The 26,748-nt window shown below is 41.8% G+C and carries 12 protein-coding genes; 6 read left to right on the forward strand and 6 right to left on the reverse strand.

Features of this window, described 5'->3' with window-relative positions:
- Window positions 1-124 precede the first annotated feature (124 nt).
- From HWV58_RS02180 to HWV58_RS02195, 4 genes are all read left to right on the forward strand, one after another.
- On the forward strand, window positions 125-3,433 hold the full coding sequence (locus HWV58_RS02180) for a TonB-dependent receptor (RefSeq protein WP_175632487.1): 3,309 nt from the start codon (window positions 125-127) through the stop codon (window positions 3,431-3,433).
- 21 nt (window positions 3,434-3,454) lie between these two features.
- The gene (locus HWV58_RS02185; RefSeq protein WP_175632488.1) at window positions 3,455-4,975 is read left to right on the forward strand and encodes a RagB/SusD family nutrient uptake outer membrane protein; all 1,521 of its coding nucleotides are present in this window, start codon (window positions 3,455-3,457) and stop codon (window positions 4,973-4,975) included.
- 553 nt (window positions 4,976-5,528) lie between these two features.
- Entirely contained in the window at window positions 5,529-7,718 is a 2,190-nt protein-coding gene (locus HWV58_RS02190; RefSeq protein WP_175632489.1) for an alpha-galactosidase, read from the forward strand.
- Complete coding sequence (locus tag HWV58_RS02195; protein WP_175632490.1) at window positions 7,715-9,061, forward strand: DUF6055 domain-containing protein; 1,347 nt, start codon at window positions 7,715-7,717, stop codon at window positions 9,059-9,061. The genes HWV58_RS02190 and HWV58_RS02195 overlap by 4 nt, the downstream gene beginning before the upstream one ends.
- Window positions 9,062-9,173: 112 nt before the next feature.
- On the opposite strand, the gene HWV58_RS02200 is transcribed toward HWV58_RS02195, so the two are convergent.
- From HWV58_RS02200 to HWV58_RS02225, 6 genes are all read right to left on the reverse strand, one after another.
- Window positions 9,174-10,823 carry a discoidin domain-containing protein gene (locus tag HWV58_RS02200; RefSeq protein ID WP_175632491.1) on the reverse strand — a complete coding sequence of 550 codons (1,650 nt, stop codon included), beginning with the start codon at window positions 10,821-10,823 and terminating at the stop codon, window positions 9,174-9,176.
- 408 nt (window positions 10,824-11,231) lie between these two features.
- Window positions 11,232-12,527: a hypothetical protein gene (locus tag HWV58_RS02205; RefSeq protein ID WP_175632492.1), complete on the reverse strand. Its 1,296-nt coding sequence runs from the start codon at window positions 12,525-12,527 to the stop codon at window positions 11,232-11,234.
- 279 nt (window positions 12,528-12,806) lie between these two features.
- On the reverse strand, window positions 12,807-14,048 hold the full coding sequence (locus HWV58_RS02210; protein WP_175632493.1) for an MFS transporter: 1,242 nt from the start codon (window positions 14,046-14,048) through the stop codon (window positions 12,807-12,809).
- 3 nt (window positions 14,049-14,051) lie between these two features.
- Complete coding sequence (locus HWV58_RS02215; protein WP_175632494.1) at window positions 14,052-16,442, reverse strand: hypothetical protein; 2,391 nt, start codon at window positions 16,440-16,442, stop codon at window positions 14,052-14,054.
- A gap of 45 nt (window positions 16,443-16,487) precedes the next feature.
- Window positions 16,488-18,170, reverse strand: a complete 1,683-nt coding sequence (locus tag HWV58_RS02220; RefSeq protein WP_175632495.1) for a RagB/SusD family nutrient uptake outer membrane protein — start codon at window positions 18,168-18,170, stop codon at window positions 16,488-16,490.
- A gap of 64 nt (window positions 18,171-18,234) precedes the next feature.
- Complete coding sequence (locus HWV58_RS02225) at window positions 18,235-21,279, reverse strand: SusC/RagA family TonB-linked outer membrane protein (RefSeq protein ID WP_175632496.1); 3,045 nt, start codon at window positions 21,277-21,279, stop codon at window positions 18,235-18,237.
- 466 nt (window positions 21,280-21,745) lie between these two features.
- Between HWV58_RS02225 and HWV58_RS02230 the strand changes: the two genes are divergently transcribed.
- Together HWV58_RS02230 and HWV58_RS02235 are read left to right on the forward strand one after the other, a co-directional pair.
- Complete coding sequence (locus HWV58_RS02230) at window positions 21,746-23,050, forward strand: hypothetical protein (protein WP_175632497.1); 1,305 nt, start codon at window positions 21,746-21,748, stop codon at window positions 23,048-23,050.
- Window positions 23,051-23,584: 534 nt separating this feature from the next.
- Window positions 23,585-26,719, forward strand: a complete 3,135-nt coding sequence (locus HWV58_RS02235; protein WP_175632498.1) for a GH92 family glycosyl hydrolase — start codon at window positions 23,585-23,587, stop codon at window positions 26,717-26,719.
- Window positions 26,720-26,748 lie beyond the last annotated feature (29 nt).

Genomic DNA, 26,748 nt, shown 5'->3' on the forward strand with positions numbered 1-26,748 from the left:
GCCTGCAAATTTTCGACGATGAGAAGGCATTCGTAAATCAACCAAAACAAACAAATTTATGAAATCTATCCATCTGTTTAAGTGTGGTATTCAAGATATTACATTTAAACGCACATTGCGTATTATGAAACTGACTCTAGTCATTCTGGCAACCTTTATCCTGCAGATAAGGGCCTCTACCTTTGCCCAATATGTAACGCTGAAAGAGACAAATAAAAATCTGCGGAACATTTTCTCACAAATTAGAAAACAAACAGGATATGTTGTGCTCTACGAATCTTCGATTGTAAACAGGGCGGCAGTAATATCGGTTAATTTAGAGAAGACACCTATAAATGAGGCGTTAAAAATTATCCTAAAAGATCAAAAGCTCGATTTTGAGATAAAGCAAAAATCAATTATTCTGAGCAGGCAGAAAGTGCTGCCCGAGCGGATAATAGAAAAATCAGAAAAAATAGATATCAAGGGTAAAATTATAGATGTGAATGGTAAGCCCATTCCAAATGTAAATATCCTGATTAAGGGAACAAAACGGGGAGTATCAACAGATGTTGACGGCAATTTTAGCCTGACACTTGCTACAGGAGAAAATGAAATTACCATATCAGCCATAGGTTTTGAAACGCAAACGGTGGCAGTTAACAACCGTACATTTATCAGCATCACACTCAAAGAAATGTCGGCTAACCTGGATGAGTTTGTGGTTGTAGGATATGGCACACAAAAAAAAATCAACCTTTCTGGTTCAGTGAGCTCAGTTTCGGGCAAAACCATTACAGAACGACCGGTGCCCAGCATTGCAAATTTATTACAGGGGCGGATCAGCGGACTTGACATTGTACAGCCAACCGGTGAGCCCGGCAGAGATAATGGCAGTTTCAGGCTACGTGGCCTAGGCTCCTATGGTGCCTCTTCGGCACCTCTTGTATTGGTTGATGGAATTATAGGCTCGATTAATAACCTTTCTCCACAGGATGTAGAAAATGTAACGGTATTAAAAGATGCTTCTTCGGCCTCTATTTATGGTGCCCGGGCAGCTAACGGCGTAATATTGGTAACCACCAAAAAAGGCAAACTGGGTACTGATGTTATTGAGTATAATGGCAGTTATGGTATCAGCGAGGCGACCAGAATGCCTGATCTGATTACCAATTCGGTTACCTATATGGAAATGTATAACCAGGCCAAAGCCAGGAGCGGCCAGCCAGCGCAATATACACAGGCCCAGATAGATGCTTACAGAAACAATCCAAACAATGAACAATACCCTAATTTTAACTGGCTTGAATATATTTTAGGAAAAGGTCCTATCCATAACCATAACCTGGGTTTTTCGGGCGGTACCACTAAAAGCACCTACAATGTTTCATTGAATTACCTCGATCAAAACAGCATTACCAAAGGCTATTTGTATAAAAGGTACAATGGCTTACTTGATTTCTCTACTCAGGTACATTCGAGGGTAAAAATAGGCGCTAACATTAACATGTCTTTTCAGGATTTAAAGGCACCATGGTTAGTGAACGATGATTTGTTGTTATTGGCCTATGCTGCTGCCCCTACTTTTAAGCCATTTTTACCCGATGGAAGCGGCAGAATAGCTACCCGCGATTACGTATCGAGCGGAGGAACAAACCGTACACCCGAAGAAGTGTACAATACAGGCTCTCAGTTTACAAAAAACTACAACGTAAATGCACAGGGCTATATTGATATCAATATTATTAAAGGATTAAACTGGCTTTCAAAAGGTGCAATTACCTTCTTTAACCAGGATTTCAGAAACCGCCAGTTTAGAAGCCCTTCATTTGCCTATCAGCCCAATGCAGCTGGTGTTTATCAGGAGGTAGGTAACGGTAATTCAAACTTTGCCGGTCTTCAGCAAAGCTCAGCAAGGAACATTACCAAAACTTTTTACAGTACATTAAATTACAATAAAGTTTTTGCCAACAACCATAATTTTGGTGTATTAGCTGGATACGAACAGCAAGATAACCGAAGTACCAACCTGAGTGGCGGCAGGTTCGATTTTCCTAACAGCACCATTATGGAGCTGGATGGAAGCTCGCCGCTTAATCAAACATTAGGTGGTAATTCATTTGAATGGGCGCTTCAATCGCTGTTTGGCAGGGTAAATTACAACTATAAGGAAAAGTATATTTTAGAAGGTAACATCAGGCATGACGGAACATCAAGAGTAGATGAAAGATACCGCTGGGGAACTTTTGGTGGAGGATCGGCTGCCTGGAAAATATCTGAAGAAAGCTTTATTAAAGATAACTTTTCATGGATCGATAACTTAAAAATAAGAGCATCTTATGGTGTACTGGGTAACCAGGAAATTGTAACCAATGGAAATTTAAACTACTATCCATATCAGGATATTCTTTCGCTCACTACATATCCGTTTTCGAGCTTAAGCTCTGGTGTGCAACTTACCAGACTGGTAGAAAAGAATTTACGCTGGGAAAAAACATCGGTTAGAGATATAGGTCTGGAGTTCGATTTGTATAAAGGTTTATTTGGTGCAACCATTAACTATTATAGAAAGAATACAACCGATATTTTGGCCACCCGTACCGATCTTCCTACCAGTTTCGGACTTGCAGCACCAACAGTAAATGCCGGTGCCATGGTGAATAAAGGTATAGAAATTGAACTGAGGCACCAGAACCGCATTGGCGACTTTACCTACGGTGCCAATTTCATTTTTCACCGCTACAGAAACAAAGTAACCAAAGTAATTACTGAAACACTCGGAACGTTTGAAGTGGGCCAACCGTTTAACAATTTCTTTGTTTACGATTGGATCGGGGTATTTCAAAGTCAGCAAGAGATAGACAGCTCGCCTAAACAACCGAACTCGGGTGTGCTAAAACCTGGCGACCTGAAAATAAGAGATGTAAGTGGAAATGGCACTGTTGGGCCTGAAGACAGGATCCGCATCAGCAGCTTTCCCGATTATACGTATTCGTTTAGTTTAAATGCAGGATGGAAAGGATTTAACCTGAGCGCATTTTTTCAGGGTGTAGAGGGGCAGAAAGTTAACGTAAGCCAATGGGGTTACGAACCATTTATGCAAGGTTCAGCTCCGCCAACCAAATTTCTTAACGCATGGACACCAACTAACCCGAGCAATACCATACCAGCAGTTTACCTTACCGGATATGCAGGTGTAGCCGGTTACAACTCTACCTATTTTTTACAGGATGCTTCTTATTTACGCCTGAAGAATTTATACCTCTCTTACACCTTACCTGATAATATATCCAAGAAAATCGGATCGAGCGGGGTAACGGTTTATACTTCGGGAGATAATCTGATTACCTGGACCAAGTATGAAGGCAATGATCCTGAGAGAGCCGGATCAGGAAGATTTGCGCAATTTCCGCAGATCAGGATTTATACCATAGGGCTAAAAGTTAAGTATTAGGTCATTTTAAATGATATAGAAATGAAAACAAAATATAACAAGATAAGCTTGGCTGTTTTAATAATTATGGGGATGTTAACTTCCTGTAAAAAAGATTTTCTCGATAAAAATCCTACGGCAGCCATTTCAAGCGAAACATTCTGGAAAAGTGATGCAGATGCCCAAATGGGCCTTACCGGGGTTTACCGGAAATTACAGGCTGGCTTTTATGGTGCTAGAAAATTGTGGTTAGATACCTATTCGGACAACGCTTTAGACCGGCATACTTTTTTCGGCTTCGGCAATTTAACCCAGGGCATAGTTAATCCAACCAATATACCTGGTGCATTTTACGATACGCCTTACGCAGGCATTGCCAGCTGTAATTTCTTTTTGGATAATATTGACAAGGCGCCCAGCAGCGAAGCCGCTAAAAATGGATATAAAGCTGAGGCCCGCTTTTTAAGGGCTATGTTTTATTTTGATTTGGTACAGGCTTATGGCGGCGTAGTACTTTATAAAACCGCTCCAAAAACGGTTGATGAAGGTAAAATAGCCAAAAGCACAAAAGAAGATGTTTTAACCTTTGTACACCAGGAATTAGACTTTGCTATTGCCAATTTACCCGATGGTGCCTATTCAGGCCATGCGGTAAAGGGTAGTGCCCAGGCACTAAAAGCCAGGGTTTATTTATTTCAGCAAAACTGGGCACAGGCCGCTAAATTTTCGAACGATGTAATTACAGGAGGAAAATTCCAGCTGTACCAGGGTGGTTATGATAAGCTTTTTCTTACCGCTACACAGATTAATAACCCCGAGATCATGTTTTCTACTAAATACCTTGCGCCTAATAATCCGCAAGACGGAGAGGGTGTATTGGTAGAGCTGGGCTGGTACGGTAGTATTGCCCCTTACCAAAACCTGGTTGATGAATACGAGATGAGCAATGGGAAAATGATAGGCGAGGCTGGCTCGGGCTATAATGCGGCCGATCCTTACACCAACAGAGACCCGCGTTTAAAGTTTACGATAAAAGTACCTACAGAAAAGTATATCAATCCGGATGGATCGGTTTTTAACGAATCAGATCCCCTGCTTACCACTTACTCTCAAAAGAAATATGTAGACCTTTCGAAATTACCCTTCGACCGAACCAAGACTCCTTTAACCGATCAGAATATCATCCACATCCGTTATGCCGATGTATTACTCATGTACGCAGAGGCTAAAAATGAAGAAAGCGGCCCAGATGCATCTGTTTATAAAGCTTTAAACGATATAAGAGACAGGACAAGTGTAAAAATGCCTGCTGTTGATCAAACGGTGTACAATACTAAAGATAAGCTGAGAGATTTTATTCTTCACGAAAGACGAATCGAGCTTGCTTTAGAAGGCCATCGTTATTTCGACCTAAAAAGAAGGAATTTAATGGAAGCTAAACTGGCTCCGCTAAAAAATCCTGCAGGCGTTCCGCTAAAGTTTGGCGAAAAGAACAACGTGTTGCCTTTTTCGCAGGCAGAAGTAGACCGGAATAAACAATTGGTACAAAATACCGGATACTAATCGCATTTTTTTGTATTGGGCTTAGCCCAATACAAAAATTTAGCTAAATTTTAATACCCCCAAAAAAGCCTCCTGCAAGTACATCAGCGGCTCAGCCCTGCGCTTATCGTTTTCGCCAAACACACCACAATAAGCTATACAGTGGTATAAATCTAACGCCAGAATTACATGAATTGGCTCAATGCCCAAAAAGGCAGACGAAGTACTTCAACATAGCAATTTATTATCTCAATATAACTTCATTTTCGCAAATGCAGCCCTAATCGTTACAGGCCTCATTATTTTTTTCTATAATCGCATAATTGGAGATTCATGCTTCGTTTAAGCAGGCAAATCGGCATTAAAACAGCTAAAAAAGAGCCATAATACGGTATTAATTGTAGAAAACAAGTTATCCATAAACAAGAAACACTTTCAATAAAACATTAAACTACAATTGGTTATCCATACAGAATATTGTTCACGCTTTGTATCTCCGTTTAGCCAGCTATTCAATTTTGTTAGGGATATTTTTGTAAAAACTATTAAATATTTAATCACCTAAAAACCGATAATGACCAAAAAATATTTTACCCTGTTTGCACTATTCATGGCTACAGGATTAATGAGTTATGCGCAAAAAACCATTGAAATTGCGACTAGGAGTAACGTACTGATTTTAGAGACTGATCAGGACCAGGCATTGCTTTCGACCTATCTGGGTAAAAAACTGGCAAATAGCAGCGAATATCCGGCTATTCAAAAGCTAGATAAATATAAACCCGGATCGGATGATCTGTTGAATAAACGCGAAGCCTATATTGCTTCGGGCGCACTCAACCTGCTCGAGCCAGCCCTGAGCGTTACCCATGCCGATGGCAATAAATCCACCGTACTTGCATTTAGCGATGTTAAAACGGAGCAACTGGATCAGAACCGGAAGCTGACGAGTGTGATACTGAAAGACCCGAAATACAATTTCAGCGTTACTTTAAAATACCTGGCCTATTACAACGAAAATGTAATTGAACAATGGGCCGAAATCACCCATAGGGAGAAAGGCAGTGTCGTTTTAAACAAATATGCTTCGGCCAACCTAACCCTAAGCGGAAAAAAATTCTTTCTGAAAAGTCATTATAGCGGTGCTACGCGCGAAATGCGATCGGAAGAACAGCAACTTTTACACGGCATTAAAACCATCGATTCGAAGCTGGGAACCCGTACCAACCTGCTCCATTCGTCATCATTTATGCTTTCCATCGATCAGCCTGCTACCGAAGATCTGGGCGAAGTAATAGCTGGATCGCTAGAGTGGACCGGTAATTTTAAACTCGAATACGAAACATTCGACGAATATTATGTGCGCGTTACCGCAGGGATCAATAACTTCTCTTCGAATTATACACTTAAAGCAGGCGAAAATTTCATCACCCCACGCTTTGTGTATACCTACGCTTCGAACGGAAAGGGCGAGGCCAGCCGTAACCTGCAGAACTGGGCCCGCAATTATCAGCTGGCCGATGGTAAAGGCGAACGGTCGACCATTTTAAACAACTGGGAAACCACTTATTTCGATTTCAACGATGAGAAATTAAATGAGCTAACCAAAGACACCAAAAAACTGGGCGTAGATGTTTTCTTGCTGGACGATGGCTGGTTTGGCAATAAATATCCGCGTAACGGTTCAACCTCGGGCCTGGGTGACTGGCAGTATAACAAGCAGAAACTGAAAAACGGAATCAGTGCCCTGGGTAAAGAAGCTACTGCCAGTGGGGTAAAATTTGGTATCTGGATTGAACCCGAAATGGTTAACCCTAAAAGTGAATTGTACGAAAACCATCCCGATTGGATTGTCAGACAGCCCGAACGAAAGGAATATTACATGCGCAATCAGCTGGTGCTCGATTTAAGCAACCCTAAAGTTCAGGACTTTGTATATCAAACCGTAGAAGACCTTTTTAAAGAAGTGCCTGAACTTGCTTTTATTAAATGGGATTGCAATTCGCTCATCTACAATGCCAACTCCCCTACCTTAAAAAATCAGGATCACTTTTACCTGGAATATATGCGCGGATTGAACAGCGTATTGGAAAGGATCAGAAAGAAATATCCGAAAACGCCAATGATGCTTTGTGCCGGAGGTGGATCTCGGGTTGATTATGCCGCGCTGAAATACTTTACCGAATTTTGGCCCAGCGATAACACCAATGCTTACGACCGTATTTTTATCCAATGGGAATATTCGTATTATTTCCCGTCAATAGCGGTGGATAACCACATTACCGACATGGGCAAGCAACCCATTAAATTTAAAACTGATGTGGCCATGATGGGTAAACTGGGCTACGATGTACGCGTAAACGAGCTTAGCAAAAACGATCTCCTTTTCAGCCAGCATGCTGTTCAAAATTACAATAGTTTTAAAGATATTGTTTGGCACGGACAACAGTACCGTCTGCAGGATCCTTACGAAAATAAGATTGCATCTATCGCCTATGTTAACGACAATAAAGACCAGGCGGTTGTCTTCAATTATTATGTGGCTACCCTGTTTACCAACGGCGTTATTTTGCCCATTAAATTAAAAGGCTTAGACCCTGCTAAAAAGTACAAAATAGAAGAGATTAACCTCTACCCCAACACCAAATCCCCTATCGATAAGGAGCAGGTATATTCGGGCGATTTTCTAATGACCATCGGTTTTAACCCGGAGGTAAATAGCTACAGAACAAGCGTAGTTTTAAAAGTTACGGCTTCAAAATGACAAGAACTTTCACCATGAATACTAAATTATCCCTTATCACAAAAATATCAAGCATAATACTCTTTCTGGCGCTAAGTGTGCAGGTAATTGCTTACGCCGATCCGGTAAAAGAGGTGTACCTACCCAAAAAAATTTCGACGGTTCCAGAGAATAATGATTTCAGTAACAACCTAAGCGAGTACAGCAATAAAAGGAGCGCACAATCGGCAAATTTTGCGATTTACTGGGCTAAAGAGTATGGCGATGATCCGATGCAGAACACGAACGAACGCAAAAGATTTAACATCAGCAAAATGCTCACTGAGCTGGAGCGCTACTACAATTATTATGTTGATGAGCTGAAAGTGCTAAAGAAAGGCCAATCCATTAGCGATAAGTACAAGGTTTTGTTTTTTATTACCGGAGGCGATAATTCTACCGCTTACGGCTGGGGAGAAGAAAACAAAGTTGGTATTCTGTGGTCGCCTGCCGTGCGCATAAACACCGAACCTTATGGCGTTCTGGCGCACGAACTGGGGCATGTTTTCCAGTTTATCGCCAATTGCGACAACAGCAACACTGGCTTTAACGGATCAATAAACGAAATGGGCGCCCAATACCTGTTGTGGCAGGTTTACCCCGATTGGCTCACTTTCGAGAACTTTCATTTAAAGGCTTTTCTAAACAATACTTATCATGCCTTTTTACATCCCGAAAATCAATACCACGCTCCTTTTATGCTTGAATATTGGGCACAAAGGCATGGCAAACAGTTTTATGGCAAGTTGCTCAACCAGGTAAAAAAAGGAGAAGATCCTGTACAAACATATAAACGGATTACCCAGACTACTCAGGATCAGTTTAATGTTGAAGCTTTTGATGCCGCCAGGCGCTTTGTAACCTGGGATCTTAAAAGGGTAGAAAAAATTGCCAATCAGTATGCAAACCAGCACCACACCAGGCTACAGGCTATGGATAATGGCTGGTACCAGGTTGCGGCCGAAAACTGCCCTGAAAATTATGGTTATAATGCCATCAAGCTAAAAGTGCCTGCCAATGGCAAACCAATCCGTTTGCAGTTTAAAGGAATTGCTGGTGCTACCGGCTTTTATTGCCCGCATCCAGAACAGGCAGGATGGAAATATGGTTTTGTAGCATACAGTAACCAAGGAAAACGCACTTATGGCAAAGTACTGGATGAAAATAGCAACGATGCTTCATTTACGACGCCTAAAAACACCAAATACCTTTGGCTCGTTGTTATGGGCGCCCCCAAACAGCATGCTAAACTTGAAAACAGGGCTAAGCAATTTGATCAGTGGCCTTACCAGTTTAAGCTTGATGGAACTGAAATTGAAAATTAAACTATCAAGCACCGTTTTAAAGCATTTACAGCTTAATTGAACAAAGCCCAAACCTGAACAGGTTTGGGCTTTGGTTTGTTACACGATTAACAGTGTTAATGTAAAATGCGCCTTAGTAAAGGCCAAGCTCTGCCAGTGCTGCGTTTTGGGTACCATCCCACGAGTTACTGGCAATAATTTTAAAATAGCGGAATGTTTTGGGCGAACTAAAACCAAAGTATTGGGTTCCGTCGTTATTAGCGGCCTGCTTATTGAAAACACTTGTGAAATTAGTCCCATCACCGCTGATGAGTAATTCGAAATCTTTAATGGCCCTGCTGGCACCTGCACGCTGGGTAAGCGAAAGACCGCCATTTACTGTTTTTGATGAACCAAGATCGATGGTAACAAAATGCGGATAAATAGCCGCATTAGATGACCACCGCGAATGCCAGAAGGTTGCAACCGAGCCATCAATTACATCGATAGCTTTACCAGCCGCAGCTGTTTCCTGCGAGCTAAATCCTGCTACCGACCATCCGGTTTTCGGCAATTCTGTACGGTATGAAAAATCGAGAACCGGAAGCGAATTGAGAAAAGTATAAGCGTAAATGGTTTCGTTAATTGTACCGTTATCATGAACGAGTTTCACTTTTAGCTCGTATGGAATATTATTTGTTTTCACCTCCAGTTCGGCTATGGGTATCACCACCCGAAAGCTATCGGTTCCTATTGGTGCAGTTGCCCAAGTAATGGCATTATAATCTTTATTCGTGCCAGTACCCTCATTATTTACATTGGGATCGTTGTAGTATAGGATTTTACTAACCGTACCATTACTGGTGTATTTACCCGAAACAATGATAGCGGCCTGACCGGTATCATAAGTGGCGTAAATCCGGTTTATTTTTGAGGTTACTGTGCCGTAGTAAGTTTTAATATCGTTATTAAAAACCTCGCAGTTATTAAAGGTAGCGGCTTCTGCATCGGTTAAGAAACAGGGCCTGATACCTAAGTAATAATTACTTAACCACATCATGGCCATATTGTAATTCGGATTGGTTCCGTTTGAATAGGTATTTTGCGATACCCACTGCCTATCGTGTGGTGCATTAAAGGCATGTCCGAGCTCGTGCATCATACCTCCTACCCATTTGGCGAAATTATTACGTCCGGGGTTCACTACTCCCTTCAATGCCATATCCATGTAGGGATTATCGTTTGCGAAGCAATACCTCCCGTATCCGTAAAAGGGTTGTACGCCTTCCAGAGGCTGTGGCCCTTCTGTGCTATTGTTATCATACCCAAAAGCAGGTACCAAAATCAAAACATGGTTACTTGTTTTTAAACCAGGGTGTGAGGCAAAATAACTATTAATTTCGGTGGTATAGGCCGTAGCACTGGTTCCATAACTGGCTTTTGGATTTGCTCCTCTTATCATTACAATTTCGGCATTTCCAGTTGTGCCATCTTGTTTTAAGCCAAAAGTTTTATATCCATAACCTGCATTGTTCATGGCAGTCCGATACCAGTCTTGTGCATAAAGCATCACATCACTGAGCCGTTTCTTCCAATTGGGTAAGGTATCCAGATCGGAAGGAATAAAATAAACTACGGCCAGGTTCCGGGTATGGGTAATGATGTTGGTTGTTGCCTGTTTCTTTGGCCCGTTAAAGGTGTCTGTTCCGCTATTCCCATCCGGAATAATTTCTGCCTTTTTGCACGATAATGCAAAAAGAACGAATAAACTTAATAAAGTTAAAAGGGTTGTGGTTCTTTTCATTTTTAGATTTAGGTTTTTTAATGAATTCAGCAACTGATTAAATTTCTGTGAAATATCAAGTGGGCGGTGAAGACAACACCCAAAACACTCGCCAGAGTTGAATGTCTCCACCCACCTGATAGCCATGTGATTTTTTGATTCACTTTTCAAACAGTTTCTCAATCTATTCTGGCCAGAACATATTGTTTTGTTGTTTTTTGTACCGCAGTGTTATGCAAGATAAAATCACTGCGGTATTGTTAATCCTAAGTTAGCTCGAAAATGAAAGGAAAGAAAGGTTTAACCGTACAAATCAACAGACAAAATAATGTACAGTTAAAATATTGACAGTTAAATAATTAAGACTAAAACAAAGCTCAAAATGGATAATAAGCAACTGTAGCTAAACCAGCCGCAAGGAAAGCCCGGTTAGAAAATTTCACTGGTAGATAAATCTGCTAATGTAGGCGATATGGCCTTACCAATGCCACTGAACAAGATCTTAATGCCCATTACCTTACCTATAGATTGCTGGTAGCTAACATCAAGTGATTTTCTTCCGTTAAGGATTACTGAAGCGCGTTTATTTACCACACGGATTTCGATATCTCCCCCATTTACCGGATCAAATGCCAGCGAACCTAGAAATTGCTCCGATCCGACAACTCTTTTTTCGGAAAACTTATATTGAGAGAAGGCAACACAATTGCGCCTGTTGAGCGTTAAAAGGTGGCGGTGTTTTTCTCCGAGGATAATAATTGTGGTCTCTACACATTGTGTGCCTGGTCTGCTCTGTTCAGCAAAAACGCGACATTTAAATGAAAAATTATCGCCGCTGATACCAGAAGGCTTAATATTACTAAAACCAACCAAAAATGGCTTATTAGTAGCTAAGCCAGCAGAATCGAGCTGTTCTTTTGAAACGTAAATATTTTTGGGGTTTAAGGGTTTGAGGCCTGCTATCGGAAAGGCCCTCGAAGTATCGTTGCCTGAGTTGGCAACCCAACCTTTGGTTTGCATAAATATGGCAACCGTATCAAGCGGTTTTTTATTGAACATTAACGTTGCGTAAACTACCCCCGGATTTCTAAAAAACTTGGCAACCTCTTTTTTCCCACTGATCGATGATTCGGTAGCCTCGTCCATAAAATTGATTTGAAAAGTTTTATTTAAGTGAGCACCAGCTTTTAACTTAAATACTGCCGTATGCGGAACACTTCCGAAAGGATTTTCACAAACCAGCTGAGCGCTTAGCGGCATAACTTCGTCTCTTTTTGTAATTAACAGGTGACTAATAACAACCAGTGCTAAAATCGCAACTGCAAAAGCAGCGTATGTTATTTTTTTGTAGTTATTGGGCTTTTCGGTTACTGCTTTAATTTCAACGGCTTTTGTGTATTTTAATTCAACACGCTTGCCTACTTCATTTATAAGCTCAAACTCATGCCAGTCGCGATAGCCAACAAACTGCGCCAGGGCATCTCTGGTGGCTTTTTGCGGGAAATAACGTTCGGGGGTTTTTAGCTGTCCAAATAATCTTTTTAAAGTATTGATGCTCAGATAAACTTTGGTTTGGCTACCCAACTGGCTGCTCAAAGTGTTGTAATCAGCTAATCGCCAATCTTCAATAGACTTGCCGCCCATTTTTTCGATGATTTTCTGACAGCAAAGATCAAGAGCATCGAAAGCAAACTGATTACTAGCACGCAAAGCATTGGCATCCATTTAAATATTTTCTATTATTTTTTAAAGAATGATTAAATCACAACATTTTCACCAACAGCCTGCAAAGTTATTTATAAAGACTAAACAATTGTATACAAAAATATAAAATAAGGGTGGTTAACCTATTAAATTTACATTTTAGCTTATACAGCTACAAATCAACAACTTATGATATTTACCACATAAAAACAAGCAAAATTAAATAAACAAAATGCCAGACGGGAATCCTCCCACCTGGCATTACAACCAATCCACTAATTCCTATCTCATTTAAACAGTTTAATCCTGCTCAATAAAATTAAGCTCTCTATCATGCGTTTCGGGAATGGTGAGAATACAATAAATCCCTATCCCAAAACAGATTACACCTATTATTGCAGCTGAATGTAAGGCCAGCAAATCGGGTTTTAGCCAGGCATAAAAAGTTGTCATCAATACAACTGTTCCCCTCACCATGTTCGGTATGGTTGTGGCGGCTGTTGCCCTGAGGTTTGTACCAAACTGTTCGGCACCAATGGTTACAAACATGGCCCAGTAGCCTATTCCAAAGCCCAGCCATAAACACATGAGATATATACCTGTAGGGTTCTCAATTCCGGCATAGAGGTAAACAATGGTTCCGATCAGGGTAAAAACCATCAGAATAGTTACTGCTTTTTTTCTTGAGGCCAGCAGGTAACTAAGTACGCCACTCAGCAAATCGCCTACTGCCAGACCAATGTAACACCACATTACTGCCAAGCCGGGTTTAACTGGTTCTGTTACGCCCATGGCCTTTGCAAACTCGTTGCTGAAAGTAGCCAGAATGCCTATAACATACCAGGTGGGTAGTCCAATGCCGATACACTTTGCGTATAGTTTTAAACGGCGGGGGTTGGTAAAGAACAACATGAAACTTCCTTTGCGGATTTGTGCTTTATCCGAGATCTGGGTAAACATGCCCGATTCGAAAACTCCTACCCTCAAAAAGAGTAAAAGTACCCCTAAACCACCGCCTGTAAAATAGGCATATCGCCAGCTAAACAGTTCTACAGTAAAGTAGGCTGCAACTGCTCCAAGTAGCCCAACGCCTGCAACTACTGAGGCACCTATCCCCCTGAGCTTTTTAGGCAGGCTCTCCGAAACCAATGTTATGCCTGCTCCCAGCTCGCCGGCCAAACCTATTCCGGCGATAAAACGAAGGGCTTTATATACTGTTACATCCTGAACAAATCCGCAGGCGAAATTGGCAATGGAATAGGTAACAATCGAACCAAAGAGCACGGAAAGCCGCCCCTTCTTATCGCCCAGGATCCCCCAGAGTATGCCCCCCAAGAGCAACCCACTCATCTGCCAGTTCAGTATGCTGGCTCCCTGAATGGATTGTGCGTTCTCGTCTAATCCGAGATCTACCAGGCTCGGGATCCTCACAATACCAAATAACAGTAGATCGTAAATATCTACAAAATAGCCCAGGGCCGCCACGATAACCACTGTACCGAACAGGTGCTGCCAGATGCCTTTTTCTTCAGTTCTTTCCATAACTTACTGATAGATAAAAGTAACTGTGGACAGGCAGTTCTTATCGGCTAATACCCTCACCCAATGGGCACTAAACCCTTTTGGAAATTCGTAGGTTACAGTTTTACCCGCTGCAACACTAAATGTCTTGTACTTGTGAAAACCGGTCAGATCGAAATCTACCTGAAGGGTAATATTTACGTCCTGATCTGCAGTAATCGAAACTTTCTTCTGATCGTAGCCGGTCATTAAATAGGGAAGCGAAACCTCTCCGGCTTTTACCTGTGTGTTCTTCCACACACTACCTGTTCCTACAGCTTTGCCCATTTTCCACAGGTCATCTACCCCACCGTACCAAAGGCCATTGGCTGCATTACCAAAATATTGACCGTCTGGCTGCGCATCTTTTTTCGTACCGCTTAATACCAATAATCCTCTCCAGGTACAGAAATCGACTATTTTCTTATGGTGTGTAGTTACGGGGCGCAAGGCAATAAATCCGCTTTCGCGGCCTACCTCATAAAAGCTGCCAGTAATATTCAGCATAAACCTTTCCGATTCAATTTCCCTGCGGTCCCTGTAGGCGAAAGTTTCATACTCAGCCGATCCTTTTGGTATGCGAAAAGTGCCGGTTTTATCGGTCACAATTACCGAAGCATCATCAACAGTATATCCTTTTTTAAAGGCACCTAAACGGAGCATCTGGCTGGTACTATCAGCCGCGTTTGCTGCTACAGTGAGTCTCTCATCAATTTCCGAATATTTATTTCCGTTTGTGTTTAGTACCTGCAGGTTCTTGTTAAAATTTGCAGGTCGGATAATATTGGCCTGAATGGCTTCTTTATCTGTGATGTTGGCCAGTGCTTTAAACAAGTTTTCCTGCTTTGCCCGGGGCTCGCCTGTAAAATGGATAAATGCTGTAGCATTACAATCTGCATTGGTTTTAAAACGGATCCAGGTGGCTTTAAAATCGGCTGGAAATATAAAATACTGGTAAACATTCGCCCCAAGCTTAATGGTTTTATAATCTTCCCACTTGTTGTTTCCGGCTTTATCGATCTGCAAGGTTACCGCAACCGCTTTACTGGCTTTAAGGTGTAATACTTTTTGATTGAAACCATTTACTAAAAAAGCATCGGATGCAACGTTAGCTTTTACATCGTCATTCTCCCAGGGGCCACCCCAACCGGTTGGCGCACCCCAGGTTTTTAAATCGGCAAACTGCCCAAACCAGAGGTTAGATTGCGCCCTTCCGGCCAATGGGTTTTCCAGCACCGTGGTTTCATCGGTAGCGATCACAATCTGATTATTCCAGCTACAAAAATCAGGTATGTAGCGTAAATGACTATTTATTGGCAGAATACCACCACTATTGTTCCTCGAAAAGCTTTTAGGAAAATCGTACATCATGCCATGCATATCCATCAGCATTTTACCATTACCAACTTCACGGATACGTGGCCATTCGGTATACCAGCCGCCTCTATGATCGTAAGTATGTGCGGCTTTAGGTAAGCGGTAGGTGTACCATTGCCCCTTATCTAATAATTTAAGCATTACCGAACGTTTGTCCCAGCCAATACTCCAGAGTGGGGTTTTATCATTTGGCGAACCGTAAATCCCCTCTGGACCGGTTACATCGGTAAACTGGCGCCGCTCAATAATTTTCCATGTTTTGCCATCCCAACTAGCTAAAACACCTTTTTCCTCATCATTTTTTGGCAAATCACCTGCCGCAAGCATGTCTTTGCTCAATTTAAATACAGCTTCTTCACCATTGTTGGCCACTACCAACTGATTTTGTGCTGTATAAGCACCTTTACCATGCCAGCCTGGCACAGGTTTGTTAAACAATTTATTTACGGCTAGCGTGTTTACATCCACTTCGTAGAGCATGCCTTCCATGTCGTAAAAATAAACCTTGTTTACCGGATCGGTAAGGTGGCGCGCCGTAGCGGTCATCCTGCCAGGCATAACTGAAAACGGGATGGTCCTGATCTTCCCTGCTCTATCAATAAAGTAATTACTGGTAATCAATTGGTTTGATTCTTTATGAATCATCCTGTTAGCGGGTGTACCGCCAATACTTTCGGGATGAATGGTAACATTCATATCCTTATCAATGCTATAAAGCTTATCAGAACTTCCCTTTGGCATATGTGGAGAGTAGGTTACCATCCAAAGCTGGCCGGCCCAGGGCGTAATGGCACCAATGCCATTTTCGCCACCATCACCATAGCTTTTACTACTGCTTTTTAACCAGTTTTGCTTTTCCCAACCCTCGTTAAAAGTAGCCAGGTGTGGATAAACGCCACTTACCTGTAAATGTTTTGTTGTTTGAGCCTGGGCAAAGTGGGCAGTAAAAATAGCCGAACTGACTATAGCGCTTAATTTTAATATGAGGTTTCTTTTCATGTGCTGGATTAAAAGGCCGGAAGGTTTTCTTCCGGCCACCTTATGTTAATAATTTGGATTTTGAGTGATGTTGTTATTTACCCGCCTTTCTACCGCAGGAATTGGCCACAGATACTGCTTGCTTTTATCAAAACTTCTGTTCACAAGGATTTTCACATCAGCGCCAAAACCCGAGTAATCTGCAATTCCATCTGCATCAATTGGTGTTTTTCCTGGAAAAGGCCATTTCGCGCGGTTTTGATTGGCCGGATCGGGTAAACCGATTACCGGTGTTCTTAAAGCTTTTTCTGCTAATTTCCACCTGATCAGATCCATGTACCGTAAACCTTCTCTTACAAATTCTACCCGCCTTTCTCTGCGTACAATTTTTCTCAGTTCGGTTACATCGGTAGTTACCACTGCCGGGTACAAAGTTGTTTGTGCTGCTGTAACGCCGTAAGCCCTTGCCCTAACCTGGTTAATGGCATCTAAAACGGCAACATCAGTTTCGCCTAATTCTATTTTCGATTCTGCATAGGTTAATAACATTTCGGCATAACGGATAATGATGGCATCATTATCTTCTGTTAAACGGTCGGCCCAGGTTTGATCAATTCCTTTTTTCCAAAGGAAACCGGTAAAACTTGCATTCACTGCTACCCTGCGGGTGTCGTTATTGGTTACTTTCCGGGCCAGTTTATTGCTCCAAACCTGTAAAGAATCTGGATGGGGGCTATAATTGTAGCCCAACCAATAGGTATTAAATTCAACTACCGTGGCGGTTAAACGTGGGTCTCTGTTTTTGAAGGGATCGAGGGGATTGTATAACGGTGATTCATTAACTGGCTTTCCATCGGTACATTCGTATGCATCAACAATTTCCCTTGTAGGCAGCTGGGCACCAAAACCGCCTGCATTTCTAGATATATTATCCTGAACGTATGCAGCCGAGCTTGATACATTCTGCGCCTGCTCTCTCGGCACGCTGACAATCAACTCTTTGCTGCTTTCGCCTGCCTTTAAGAATAACTGGGCAAAATTTGGGTTTAAGGCATAAGTGCCAGCTGTAGCTAAGTCCATTACTCCCTTTGCAGCATCGCGGGCAATTGCATAGTCGCCCATGTACAAGGCCGTTCTTGCCTTAATGGCTAAAGCCGCGCCTTTGGTTAGCCTTTTAACACTGGATGCGGTATAACTGGCTGGGAGATTTTGAGCTGCAAAATCCAATTCTGTATAAATAAATTTTAAAATTTCGCTTTTGGCGGTCCTTTTTATACCGTATGCTGCTGATAACTCTATGGGATCTGTAAGAAAGGGAACATCGCCAAAGTGCGCAATCAGTTTAGCGTATTGGTAGGCCCTGATCAATCTCATTTCGGCCTCGAGCTTTAAAATTACCGCTGCCGGCGTACTTCCCGCAGCTCTGTCCTTATTGGCAATAAAAGAATTTGCCCTGGCAATGGCTTTATAACTTGTTAACCAGTAATTGCTTACCGTACCATCTTCAGCCGTCATGGTGCCACCTATAACGGCATTGGTTAACTGGCCCCTGTGCCATTCGTTATCACTGTACAATTCACTGTCGTTCTGCCAGAAATCCAATCGGTAAAGATCGTTTACGGCAAGTTCAAGCTCGGTTTGGTTCGAATAAAAAGTACCAGTTGCTGCTTCTGACAGTGGATTTAAATCGAGCTTATTACAGGCGGTTAAGCCAAATATTGCTAAAAGGAAAAAATATATCTTTTTCATCTTTATATAATTTATTTTTCAATTATGATGAAGCCATCATCGTTTATTTGTCCGGTTAATTAACTTAGAACCTGATACTTGCCCCCGCCAATATGGTTGAGACGATTGGGTAAGCATAGTCGCCGCCCTCGGGATCTAAATATTTCGGAAATTTGCTGGCAGAAAACAGATCGTTCCCTGAAACGTAAATCCTTAAGCCTTTAATGCCAATCTTTTTAACCCATTCATCTTTTAGGCTGTAACCGAGGGTAATATTCTTTAACCTGAAATATGAACCACTGATTAAATAGTGATCAGACAATGCATAATTATTACCCCCCGAGGTATTGGACAGCCTTGGATAAAAGGCGGCTAAGTTTTGCTCAGGCGTATTGTTCAAACTCCAGAATTTCCCAACAATATCTTGCGGTACATTGCCAAAAGCTTCGGCAAAAGGCCTGATTGCTTCGCTGTTTAAACGGCTTAGTTTTTTACCTATACCCTGAAAAGCCAGGCTAAAATCGAATCCCTTGTAATCGGCCCTGATGTTTCCGCCATATTGGTATCTTGGTAAAGTACCCCCCAGTAATACCCTGTCATCAGGCGTTATTTTGCCATCATTATTGGTATCTATATACCTAAAATCACCTGGTTTTGTATTCGTATTGGCAACGGGTCCGGCGGCAACTTCTGCTGCATTCTGGAAAATGCCACTATATTTATAACCAAACCATTCGTTGTACTCACTTCCCGTTCTAATGATCTGATCGCCAAGAAACTGTGTACCTTTTAAATCGCCGATTTTTGATTTGGCATCAGATAAATTTGCACCAATGCTGTAATTGAATTCGCCGATCTTATCTTTCCAGTTTAACTCCAGTTCAAAGCCTTTAACATTCAGGGTACCCGCATTTTGATTGGGTTTATCGTAGCCTATATAAAGTGGAATATCCAAAGGCAATAAAATATCGAATGTTTTCTTTTGATAATAGGATGCCGACATGGTAAGCCGGTTATTTAGAAAAGCAGCATCTAAACCAAAATCGGTTGTCTGACTGGTTTCCCAGCTAATGTTTTCTACAGCATATACCTGCTGGCCAGCACCACTTAAAGGTACCACTACCCCATTTTGATAAAATAAGGCGTTGGTAAAATCTAAAGTTGCCTGATAGGGGTAATAGGCAGGATTATTATTCCGATCCAGTAAGCGCTCGTTACCCGCTTGCCCCCAGCCCCCTCTTACTTTTAAAAAAGATAACCACTTAATATCTTTCATAAAACTTTCTTCACTTATTGCCCATCCACCCGAAATTGAAGGATAAACAGCAGTGCGGAACTGCGCTGCAAAACGGGAAGACTGATCGGAGCGGATATTGCCCTGTAAATAGTATTTATTCTTAAAATTGTATTGTAAGCGGCCAAAAAAGGAATGAAGGCCTGATTCATTTGAATTGCCGTTATTATCTCTCAACTCTGTGCTACCTGTATTTAGATATGGAAAATCGGTTAAAGAAAATCCTGATCTTGATGCACCTAAACTTTCGGTATTTCTATAATTTTCTTCGTAACCAACCAATACATCGAGGTTGTGATTATCGGCTATAGTTTTGGTGTAATTGGCAAGTAGCTGCCCGTTTATCGTAAAATTCTCTGTTCTCCCTTCAGTTAAAACGGTTCGGGCCTGGTTGACAACCGTACTTAGCGTACCATCGGGATTGTTAAATTTTATTTGTTTTGAAAAGTTTTTGCCTTTGTTAAAGTCGAAAGTCGGGGCAACCAATGCTGTTAAAGTTAAACCCTTAACTGGCTTATAGTTTAAAGCCATCCGCCCGCCCAGCTGATTGGCACGATTTTGCTGAAAGCCCCCTTTTTGAATCTGGGCAACCGGATTTCTTCCGTCTTTACCAAAAGCCAAATCGCCATTGCCATAAACATCGTCATAAATGGGAGGCATAATCCGCGATTCGTAAATTGGGTTATAACCATTTAATTCACTGCCATTTGCATTATTGGTTGTTCTACTGAAATTAACATCCAGGTTGGCATTAAATTTTTCACTTATTTTAAAATCGTTATTGATGCGGAACAAGTACCTGTTAAAATTTCGGCCATCGTAAAAAGCACCTGCCTTGCTATAATCAAACGATGCTTTGGATTTAATTTTATCGGTACCTGTAGTAAAAACCAAACCATGGCGCTCGCGTGGGGCAGTGTTGTTTGTTAAAATAGCTTTTTGCCAATCGGTATTTGGAAATTTATCCGGATCTAAAGCATTATTAGTTAAATAATTATCGATTGTTGCCTGGGGATATGGCCCACTACTTCCACCATCATTAGTAACCTGCTCGTTGATATACTTCATGTAATCTACAACTCCAACATATTGAGGTAAGGCTGTTGCTTTTTGGGCACCGTACTCATAGTTGTATTCGAAATTACTTTGACCGTTTAAGCCTCTTTTCGTAGTTACCAATATTACCCCGGCAGCCCCGCGGGAGCCATATATGGCTGCCGATGCAGCATCTTTTAATACCGTAATGTTCTCTACATCATTCGGATTTACATTATCAATATTACCGGGCACTCCATCAATAATCACCAGCGGACTATTGGTACCAATGGTCGTTATCCCCCTGATTAATATGGTAGAACTGCTACCCGGTGCTCCGCTAGTTCTTGTAGCAGATAAACCAGGTACACTTCCCTGCAAAGCTTCAGATATCTGCAGGGTTTGCCTGCCACCTACATCTTTGGCGCTTATACTGGTAATAGAGCCTGTTAAATCTTTCTTTTTCTGCGTACCATAGCCTACCACTACAACATCATTGAGATTTTTGGCATTGGCCGCTAAACCAATGGTAAGATTTGCTCCTATGATTGAAACGGTTTGTTCCTGATAACCAACATAGCTCACAAATAGCTTATCTGAGCCTGAAGGAACACTTAGACTAAACAGTCCATTCGTGTCAGTGGTGGTGCCTGTTTTTGTTCCCGGAATGGTAATGGTAACCCCTATCAGGCTTTCCTTTGTAGCCGCATCGATAACTTTACCCGAAACGAGTCTGGTTTGTGCATTCGCTGTACAATACATACAGACCAGCATCAAGAATAGTAATACATCCTTTTTCATTTACAATTTGGTTAGTTTTAAATAGTTTGTTGATCCTGTTGGGTGTTTGTGATACCAACTGAACATAAAATTATGGGCTGTCTGAATGAAAAACATCAAACCCCCTTGACCAAAGAACAGCCAGTATTTAATACAAGATAAATAGCTAATAAACAACGAGTTAAACAACGAAAAAAAACTATAATGGATAACCTTAAAGGGCCGTAGGCCAGCAATAAAAACTTTAATGAGGTAAGAATCTGACAGAAATAGTCCTGGAATTTTCCTGAACAGCTAAATTATGAGGAAAAGATTTGAAATTGGTTTCTCAAAACCTGTAGAACAGAACAGGCAGCTCTTATTTAAAATAAGATAATTTATTTTAATATGCAGCCATTTTCTGTATTTTTATGCTTCGCCATCCTAGTGGCAAACTAACCAAGCAACTTTACTAATCAAGATATAACTTTACAAGCGTCCCAATAAAATGAAGGAAGAATCCTTACAGGCGGAGAATATTATATTCTTTCGAAATCTGGATATCTGTTGCCAAAAAATTGCTGAACAGATAGAAAATAAGGATATCGCTTCCTGGAAGAATAGCGACTACATTAAACTTAGCGGGCTTTTATACCGAAAAACCAAAGTACACCTGGGTGAAAATACGCTAAAGCGAATATTTGGAAAGGTTAAAACTTCAATACGGTACTATCCACAGAAAGCAACACGTGATGCGCTGGCACAATTTATCGATTACCATGACTGGCAGGATTTTGAAAGGATAAATTCGCTGACTTTAGAAAAAAGCAATATTAATATTGAACCTCAGGTAATAGCCTATCCTGAAAAGATTTCGCGAAGGAGACGGTATCAGCTTACCATCATTTTTGTATTGTGCTTTAGCCTTGTTGCAATAAGTTTTTGGGTTTATAAAAACAGTACTCCGGGGGCAAATGATGTCAGGTTGATCTGCCTGAACCCCAATGGGCAAAGCCCACATTCTGCCCTTTTTAAACTCCAATCAAGATTAAAAGGTAGAATACATTTTTCAGATTATAGAATTGACTTTGCTGATTTGACAGGCCGGAAAAAAGTTTTTAACGACAGCCTTGCCAATCATTATTATGAGTCTCCAGGTAGATATTTCCCGGTACTCTATTGCCAAAACAAAGCAATTGATAGCACTAGCGTATATCTACAAACAAAAGGCTGGGACCTGACAACATCGGTTGAGCACGATACTACCCGCGTGTATCCAGTCAATCATTTCCTTATTCAGCATGGCGATAAAATATCGGTAAGCTCCCTGGATTTGTATCGGGCAGGTGTAGATACCACCAAAACATTTTTCGCTTCGTTCGCAAATGTAAAACCAACCGGAATAAGTGCTGATAATTTCGAAATGAACGTTTACATCAAATCATCATCACCCCGTCCAGGTGTTCGATGCTCGCAGGCAGATATTAGTGTTTTAGGAGAAAACAATTATCACTATATCAACCTGATCAAACCAGAATGTGTGGTATGGAGCTCATTGAAATTTTCTGAGGTGAAAAAAGAGGGCAGCCAGGATGACCTGAGAATGCTAGGTCATGACCTTAGCACAGGCAAAAAAATCAGGCTCCGGATTACTGACCGGAAAGTAACCCTATTTGTTAACGATAAAGTAGCCTTAAAAACAAGTTATAAAATGCCCATTGGAAAGTTTATGGGTATTAAAATCAGGTTTGCAGGAATCGGCTCATTTGAAAATTTCGAACTACATGACCTGGTTTCCGGCGAGAAGTTTTAAGCTTTTAATATTCAACAAAGCCAAATCAGTGCCCCTTTCATAATGAGTTTAGTTAAAAAAACTATTAATCAGCTCTTTTCAAAAGTTTATCCAAATTTTTCTGCAAACATTAACTCTCAGCTAAACAAGTGCCATTAGTTCGCATCTTTTTCCAATGCAGGACAAATATGTTACGGTTCAATTGGCTCTTATAAGAACGGGTGTGTGGTCTCACTAAACGTTCTTCATTTTTATGATATATAAAGATAGAATAACAGTACTCATATTGGCATGGCTAAGGTTCTTTTTCAGTAAATAAAGTGCTTTACAAAACTACAATTGTACATACATACACAATCGTTTTCACTACGCACACGTATGCTTAGTTGTAAAAAAAGCTACTATTTTTAATTTTATCAATAAAGAAATTAAATTCTAACTATCTTTATTCTTCAATATGTACACACAAACTAATAGTAGCTGTTATTGCTAAAATCATCAAGATTATCACCTGATCAAACGAACAATACAGCAGCTCAAAAAATGCAAACACGAATGAATAAGAGAAAATTGCACCTGAACAGATTGCTAACCTTTTTATTGTTGTGCCTCAGCGGTACGGCAAGCGCACAAACCACCTTATGGCAAATCGGTAATGCAGATAACAAATCGACCGAATTGGCACTGGCCCCATCGGGCTATAAGCATTTTCTGGAGAAAGATTTTGGCTGGGAAGATAAATTTTACGTGATTGGCGTTTCCAAGCCTGAGCAGGACTGGGCGTATATATTGCCTGGCCCTAAAGATGCCTGGGGAGGCACAGGTGGAACTTCTGGTTTGAGAACACATCATGCCAATATTTTATTTGGCCTGCAGCAGCAGCCTGCCGGAGCGGGCTGGAAATTTGTCATGGACCTAATTGGTTACCAGGGCACATTACCTCCCCTGTTTAAACTTACCATCAATGGTGTTTCGTATGTAAAACAGTTGCCTAAGCGGGCGGCCAACAAATCTTTTGAAGGTGATTTAACCGAAGCACATGAATATAAAGTAGAAATTCCGCTTGAAGCAAAACAATTGCGTAAGGGCGGTAACGAGATTTTGATGACTACCCTGGAGGGATCGTGGCTGGTGTTCGATCAGGTGAGACTGGAAGGCCCGGCTTCAGCAAAGTTGATCAGCAATAAAAATGTGTTTTTGCGCAATGTAAAACCTGCCGGTTATCAGCTTAACGAACAGGGAAAAAATATCCAGCCATTATTGGTCGATGCACACCTGATTTCAGGCAAACCTGTGCTAACGGTAAAGCTGGATGGCAGTGAGGTATTCCGCGAGCGGCTGGATAGTGCAAGATACCAGTTCGAAGTACCCATGCCTGCTGTTTCAGTAACTAAACAAAGTAAATATGAAATTTACAGTGATGGAGTATTGCTGGAAAGTGGCATAGTAAAACGATCGGCACAACGCCTGTTTACCCCCGCAGATTATGTTGATACCCGTATGGGCACCGCTCATTCACGCTGGATGATTGCTCCTGGCCCATGGATGCCTTTTAGCATGGTAAAATTAAGTCCCGACAACCAGAATAACGGCTGGCAGGCTGGTTATGAGCCCAGTTTTGAGAGTGTGGGTGTATTTAGCCACATTCACGAATGGACCATGGCCGGTTTAGGTATGCTGCCGGTAAACGGCCCTTTGAAAATCAAAACCGGTGATGAGCGGAGTACCGACGAAGGCTACCGCTCGCAGATTGACAAGGCAACCGAAGAAGCGCCTTTGGGTTATTATAAAGTAATGTTGAGCGACTACAAGGTTAAAGCCGAGTTAACTGCTACTACGCGCTGTGGTTTTCAACGTTATACCTACCCGAAAGCGACCGATTCGAGGGTGATGATCGATTTACAGATACCCTCCGAATATGCTTATACACTAAAAAATGTAAGCCTGAAAAAGGTAAGCGACAGGCGGATAGAAGGGGTATCGAGACAGTTTACGCCCGGTGCCTGGTCGGGCGATGTAAACCAGGATTACCAGCTTCATTTCGTAATTGAATTCGATCAGCCCATCAAGAAATTCGGAACCTGGCAGAACGATAGCCTGGGCAGTAAAGACCTGGTAAATACCGGGGAAGTGAAAGATGCAGGCGCTTATGTAGAGTTCGATACCAGAACAAACCAGGTGGTGCAAGTGCGTACGGGTATTTCGATGGTGAGCATTGAAAATGCTTCGGATAACCTGAAACAGGAAATTACAGAACCCTATGGATGGAGTTTTGATAAAGTAAGAAACGGACAACGTGATACCTGGAACAAGCTGATTGGCCGCGTGGCTGTTCAATCTAACGACCGGAGAGAGAAAATACGTTTTTATACCAATATGTACAGGGCACTGGCCAGCCGGAATACCTGGAGTGATCTGGATGGCAGCTGGGTAGATGCCTTTCAAAAAGTACAGAAACTTAAAGACCCGAATTCGCTGGCTCTGGGCTGCGATGCTTTCTGGAATACCTTCTGGAACCTGAACCAATTCTGGAACCTGGTTACACCTGAGTGGTCTTCTAAATGGGTAAAATCGCAGCTGGCCATGTACGATACCAATGGCTGGCTGGCCAAAGGACCTGCAGGCATGAATTATGTACCGGTAATGGTTGCCGAGCATGAAATTCCGTTAATGGTGAGCGCCTATCAAATGGGCATACGCGATTTCGATGCCAATAAAGCATTTGAAGCAATGAAGAAAATGCAAACTACCCCATCGCAAAAGGTGGGGCTCGGTTATGCGGGTAACCGTGACCTGATTCCCTACCTAAAATACCATTTCGTACCTTACGACCTTGGAAGGTTTTCAAACACCTTAGAATATGCTTACGACGACTGGACGGTTTCGCAATTTGCGCGGGCCCTGGGCAAAAAAGAAGATGAAAAAGAATTTGCCCTGAGGGGAAACTATTGGCGTAATGCAATTGACAAGGAAACGGGCTATGCCCGGATGCGTAAATCTGACGGTAGCTGGGCACCGGATTTCGACCCATTCAAATCGGGAGCTAACCACCATTATGTAGAAGGTAACGCCTGGCAGCTCACTTATTTTGTACCACAGGATATACCGGGATTAGCGAAAGAGATCGGAGCAGATAAATTTGTGGAACGCCTCTCATGGGGCTTTACGGAAAGTAACAAGCTGCGTTTCAATGCACCGGGCGATCAGTACTGGGATTATCCGGTAATTCAGGGTAACCAACAATCGATGCATTTTGCCTTTTTGTTTAACTGGGTGCAAAAACCCTGGCTAACACAACATTGGAGCAGAGCAATTATCGACAGGTATTATGGCAGCGATTTAGCCAATGCTTACCTGGGGGACGAGGATCAGGGTCAAATGAGTGCCTGGTTTGTAATGGCGGCTTTGGGCTTATTCCAAACAGACGGAGGTTGCAGTACCGAACCGGTTTATGAAATTGCCAGTCCTATTTTCCCATCGGTAACCATTGATCTGGGTGAGCAGTATGGCCGTGGAAAATCATTTACAATTGAGGCTTCTGATGTATCGCGCGACAATAAATATGTACAAAAAGCGACCCTAAATGGAAAGCCTTTGCAGTCTTTTAAATTTCCGGCAAGCGAATTATTGAAGGGCGGGAAACTGATCTTGCGAATGGGACCAAAGCCGAACAAAAACTGGGGAATATAAAACCTGAGCGATCTGTATCGGGAGTAAAA

The organism is Pedobacter ghigonis (genome assembly GCF_903166585.1).
Taxonomy (GTDB): domain Bacteria; phylum Bacteroidota; class Bacteroidia; order Sphingobacteriales; family Sphingobacteriaceae; genus Pedobacter; species Pedobacter ghigonis.

Coding starts and splice junctions, on each gene's coding strand:
- HWV58_RS02230 (WP_175632497.1), top strand. CDS start 21,746: ATGAAGGAAGAATCCTTACAGGCGGAGAATATTATATTCTTTCGAAAT.
- HWV58_RS02210 (WP_175632493.1), bottom strand. CDS start 14,048: ATGGAAAGAACTGAAGAAAAAGGCATCTGGCAGCACCTGTTCGGTACA.
- HWV58_RS02215 (WP_175632494.1), bottom strand. CDS start 16,442: ATGAAAAGAAACCTCATATTAAAATTAAGCGCTATAGTCAGTTCGGCT.
- HWV58_RS02220 (WP_175632495.1), bottom strand. CDS start 18,170: ATGAAAAAGATATATTTTTTCCTTTTAGCAATATTTGGCTTAACCGCC.
- HWV58_RS02225 (WP_175632496.1), bottom strand. CDS start 21,279: ATGAAAAAGGATGTATTACTATTCTTGATGCTGGTCTGTATGTATTGT.
- HWV58_RS02235 (WP_175632498.1), top strand. CDS start 23,585: ATGAATAAGAGAAAATTGCACCTGAACAGATTGCTAACCTTTTTATTG.
- HWV58_RS02190 (WP_175632489.1), top strand. CDS start 5,529: ATGACCAAAAAATATTTTACCCTGTTTGCACTATTCATGGCTACAGGA.
- HWV58_RS02180 (WP_175632487.1), top strand. CDS start 125: ATGAAACTGACTCTAGTCATTCTGGCAACCTTTATCCTGCAGATAAGG.
- HWV58_RS02195 (WP_175632490.1), top strand. CDS start 7,715: ATGACAAGAACTTTCACCATGAATACTAAATTATCCCTTATCACAAAA.
- HWV58_RS02200 (WP_175632491.1), bottom strand. CDS start 10,823: ATGAAAAGAACCACAACCCTTTTAACTTTATTAAGTTTATTCGTTCTT.
- HWV58_RS02185 (WP_175632488.1), top strand. CDS start 3,455: ATGAAAACAAAATATAACAAGATAAGCTTGGCTGTTTTAATAATTATG.
- HWV58_RS02205 (WP_175632492.1), bottom strand. CDS start 12,527: ATGGATGCCAATGCTTTGCGTGCTAGTAATCAGTTTGCTTTCGATGCT.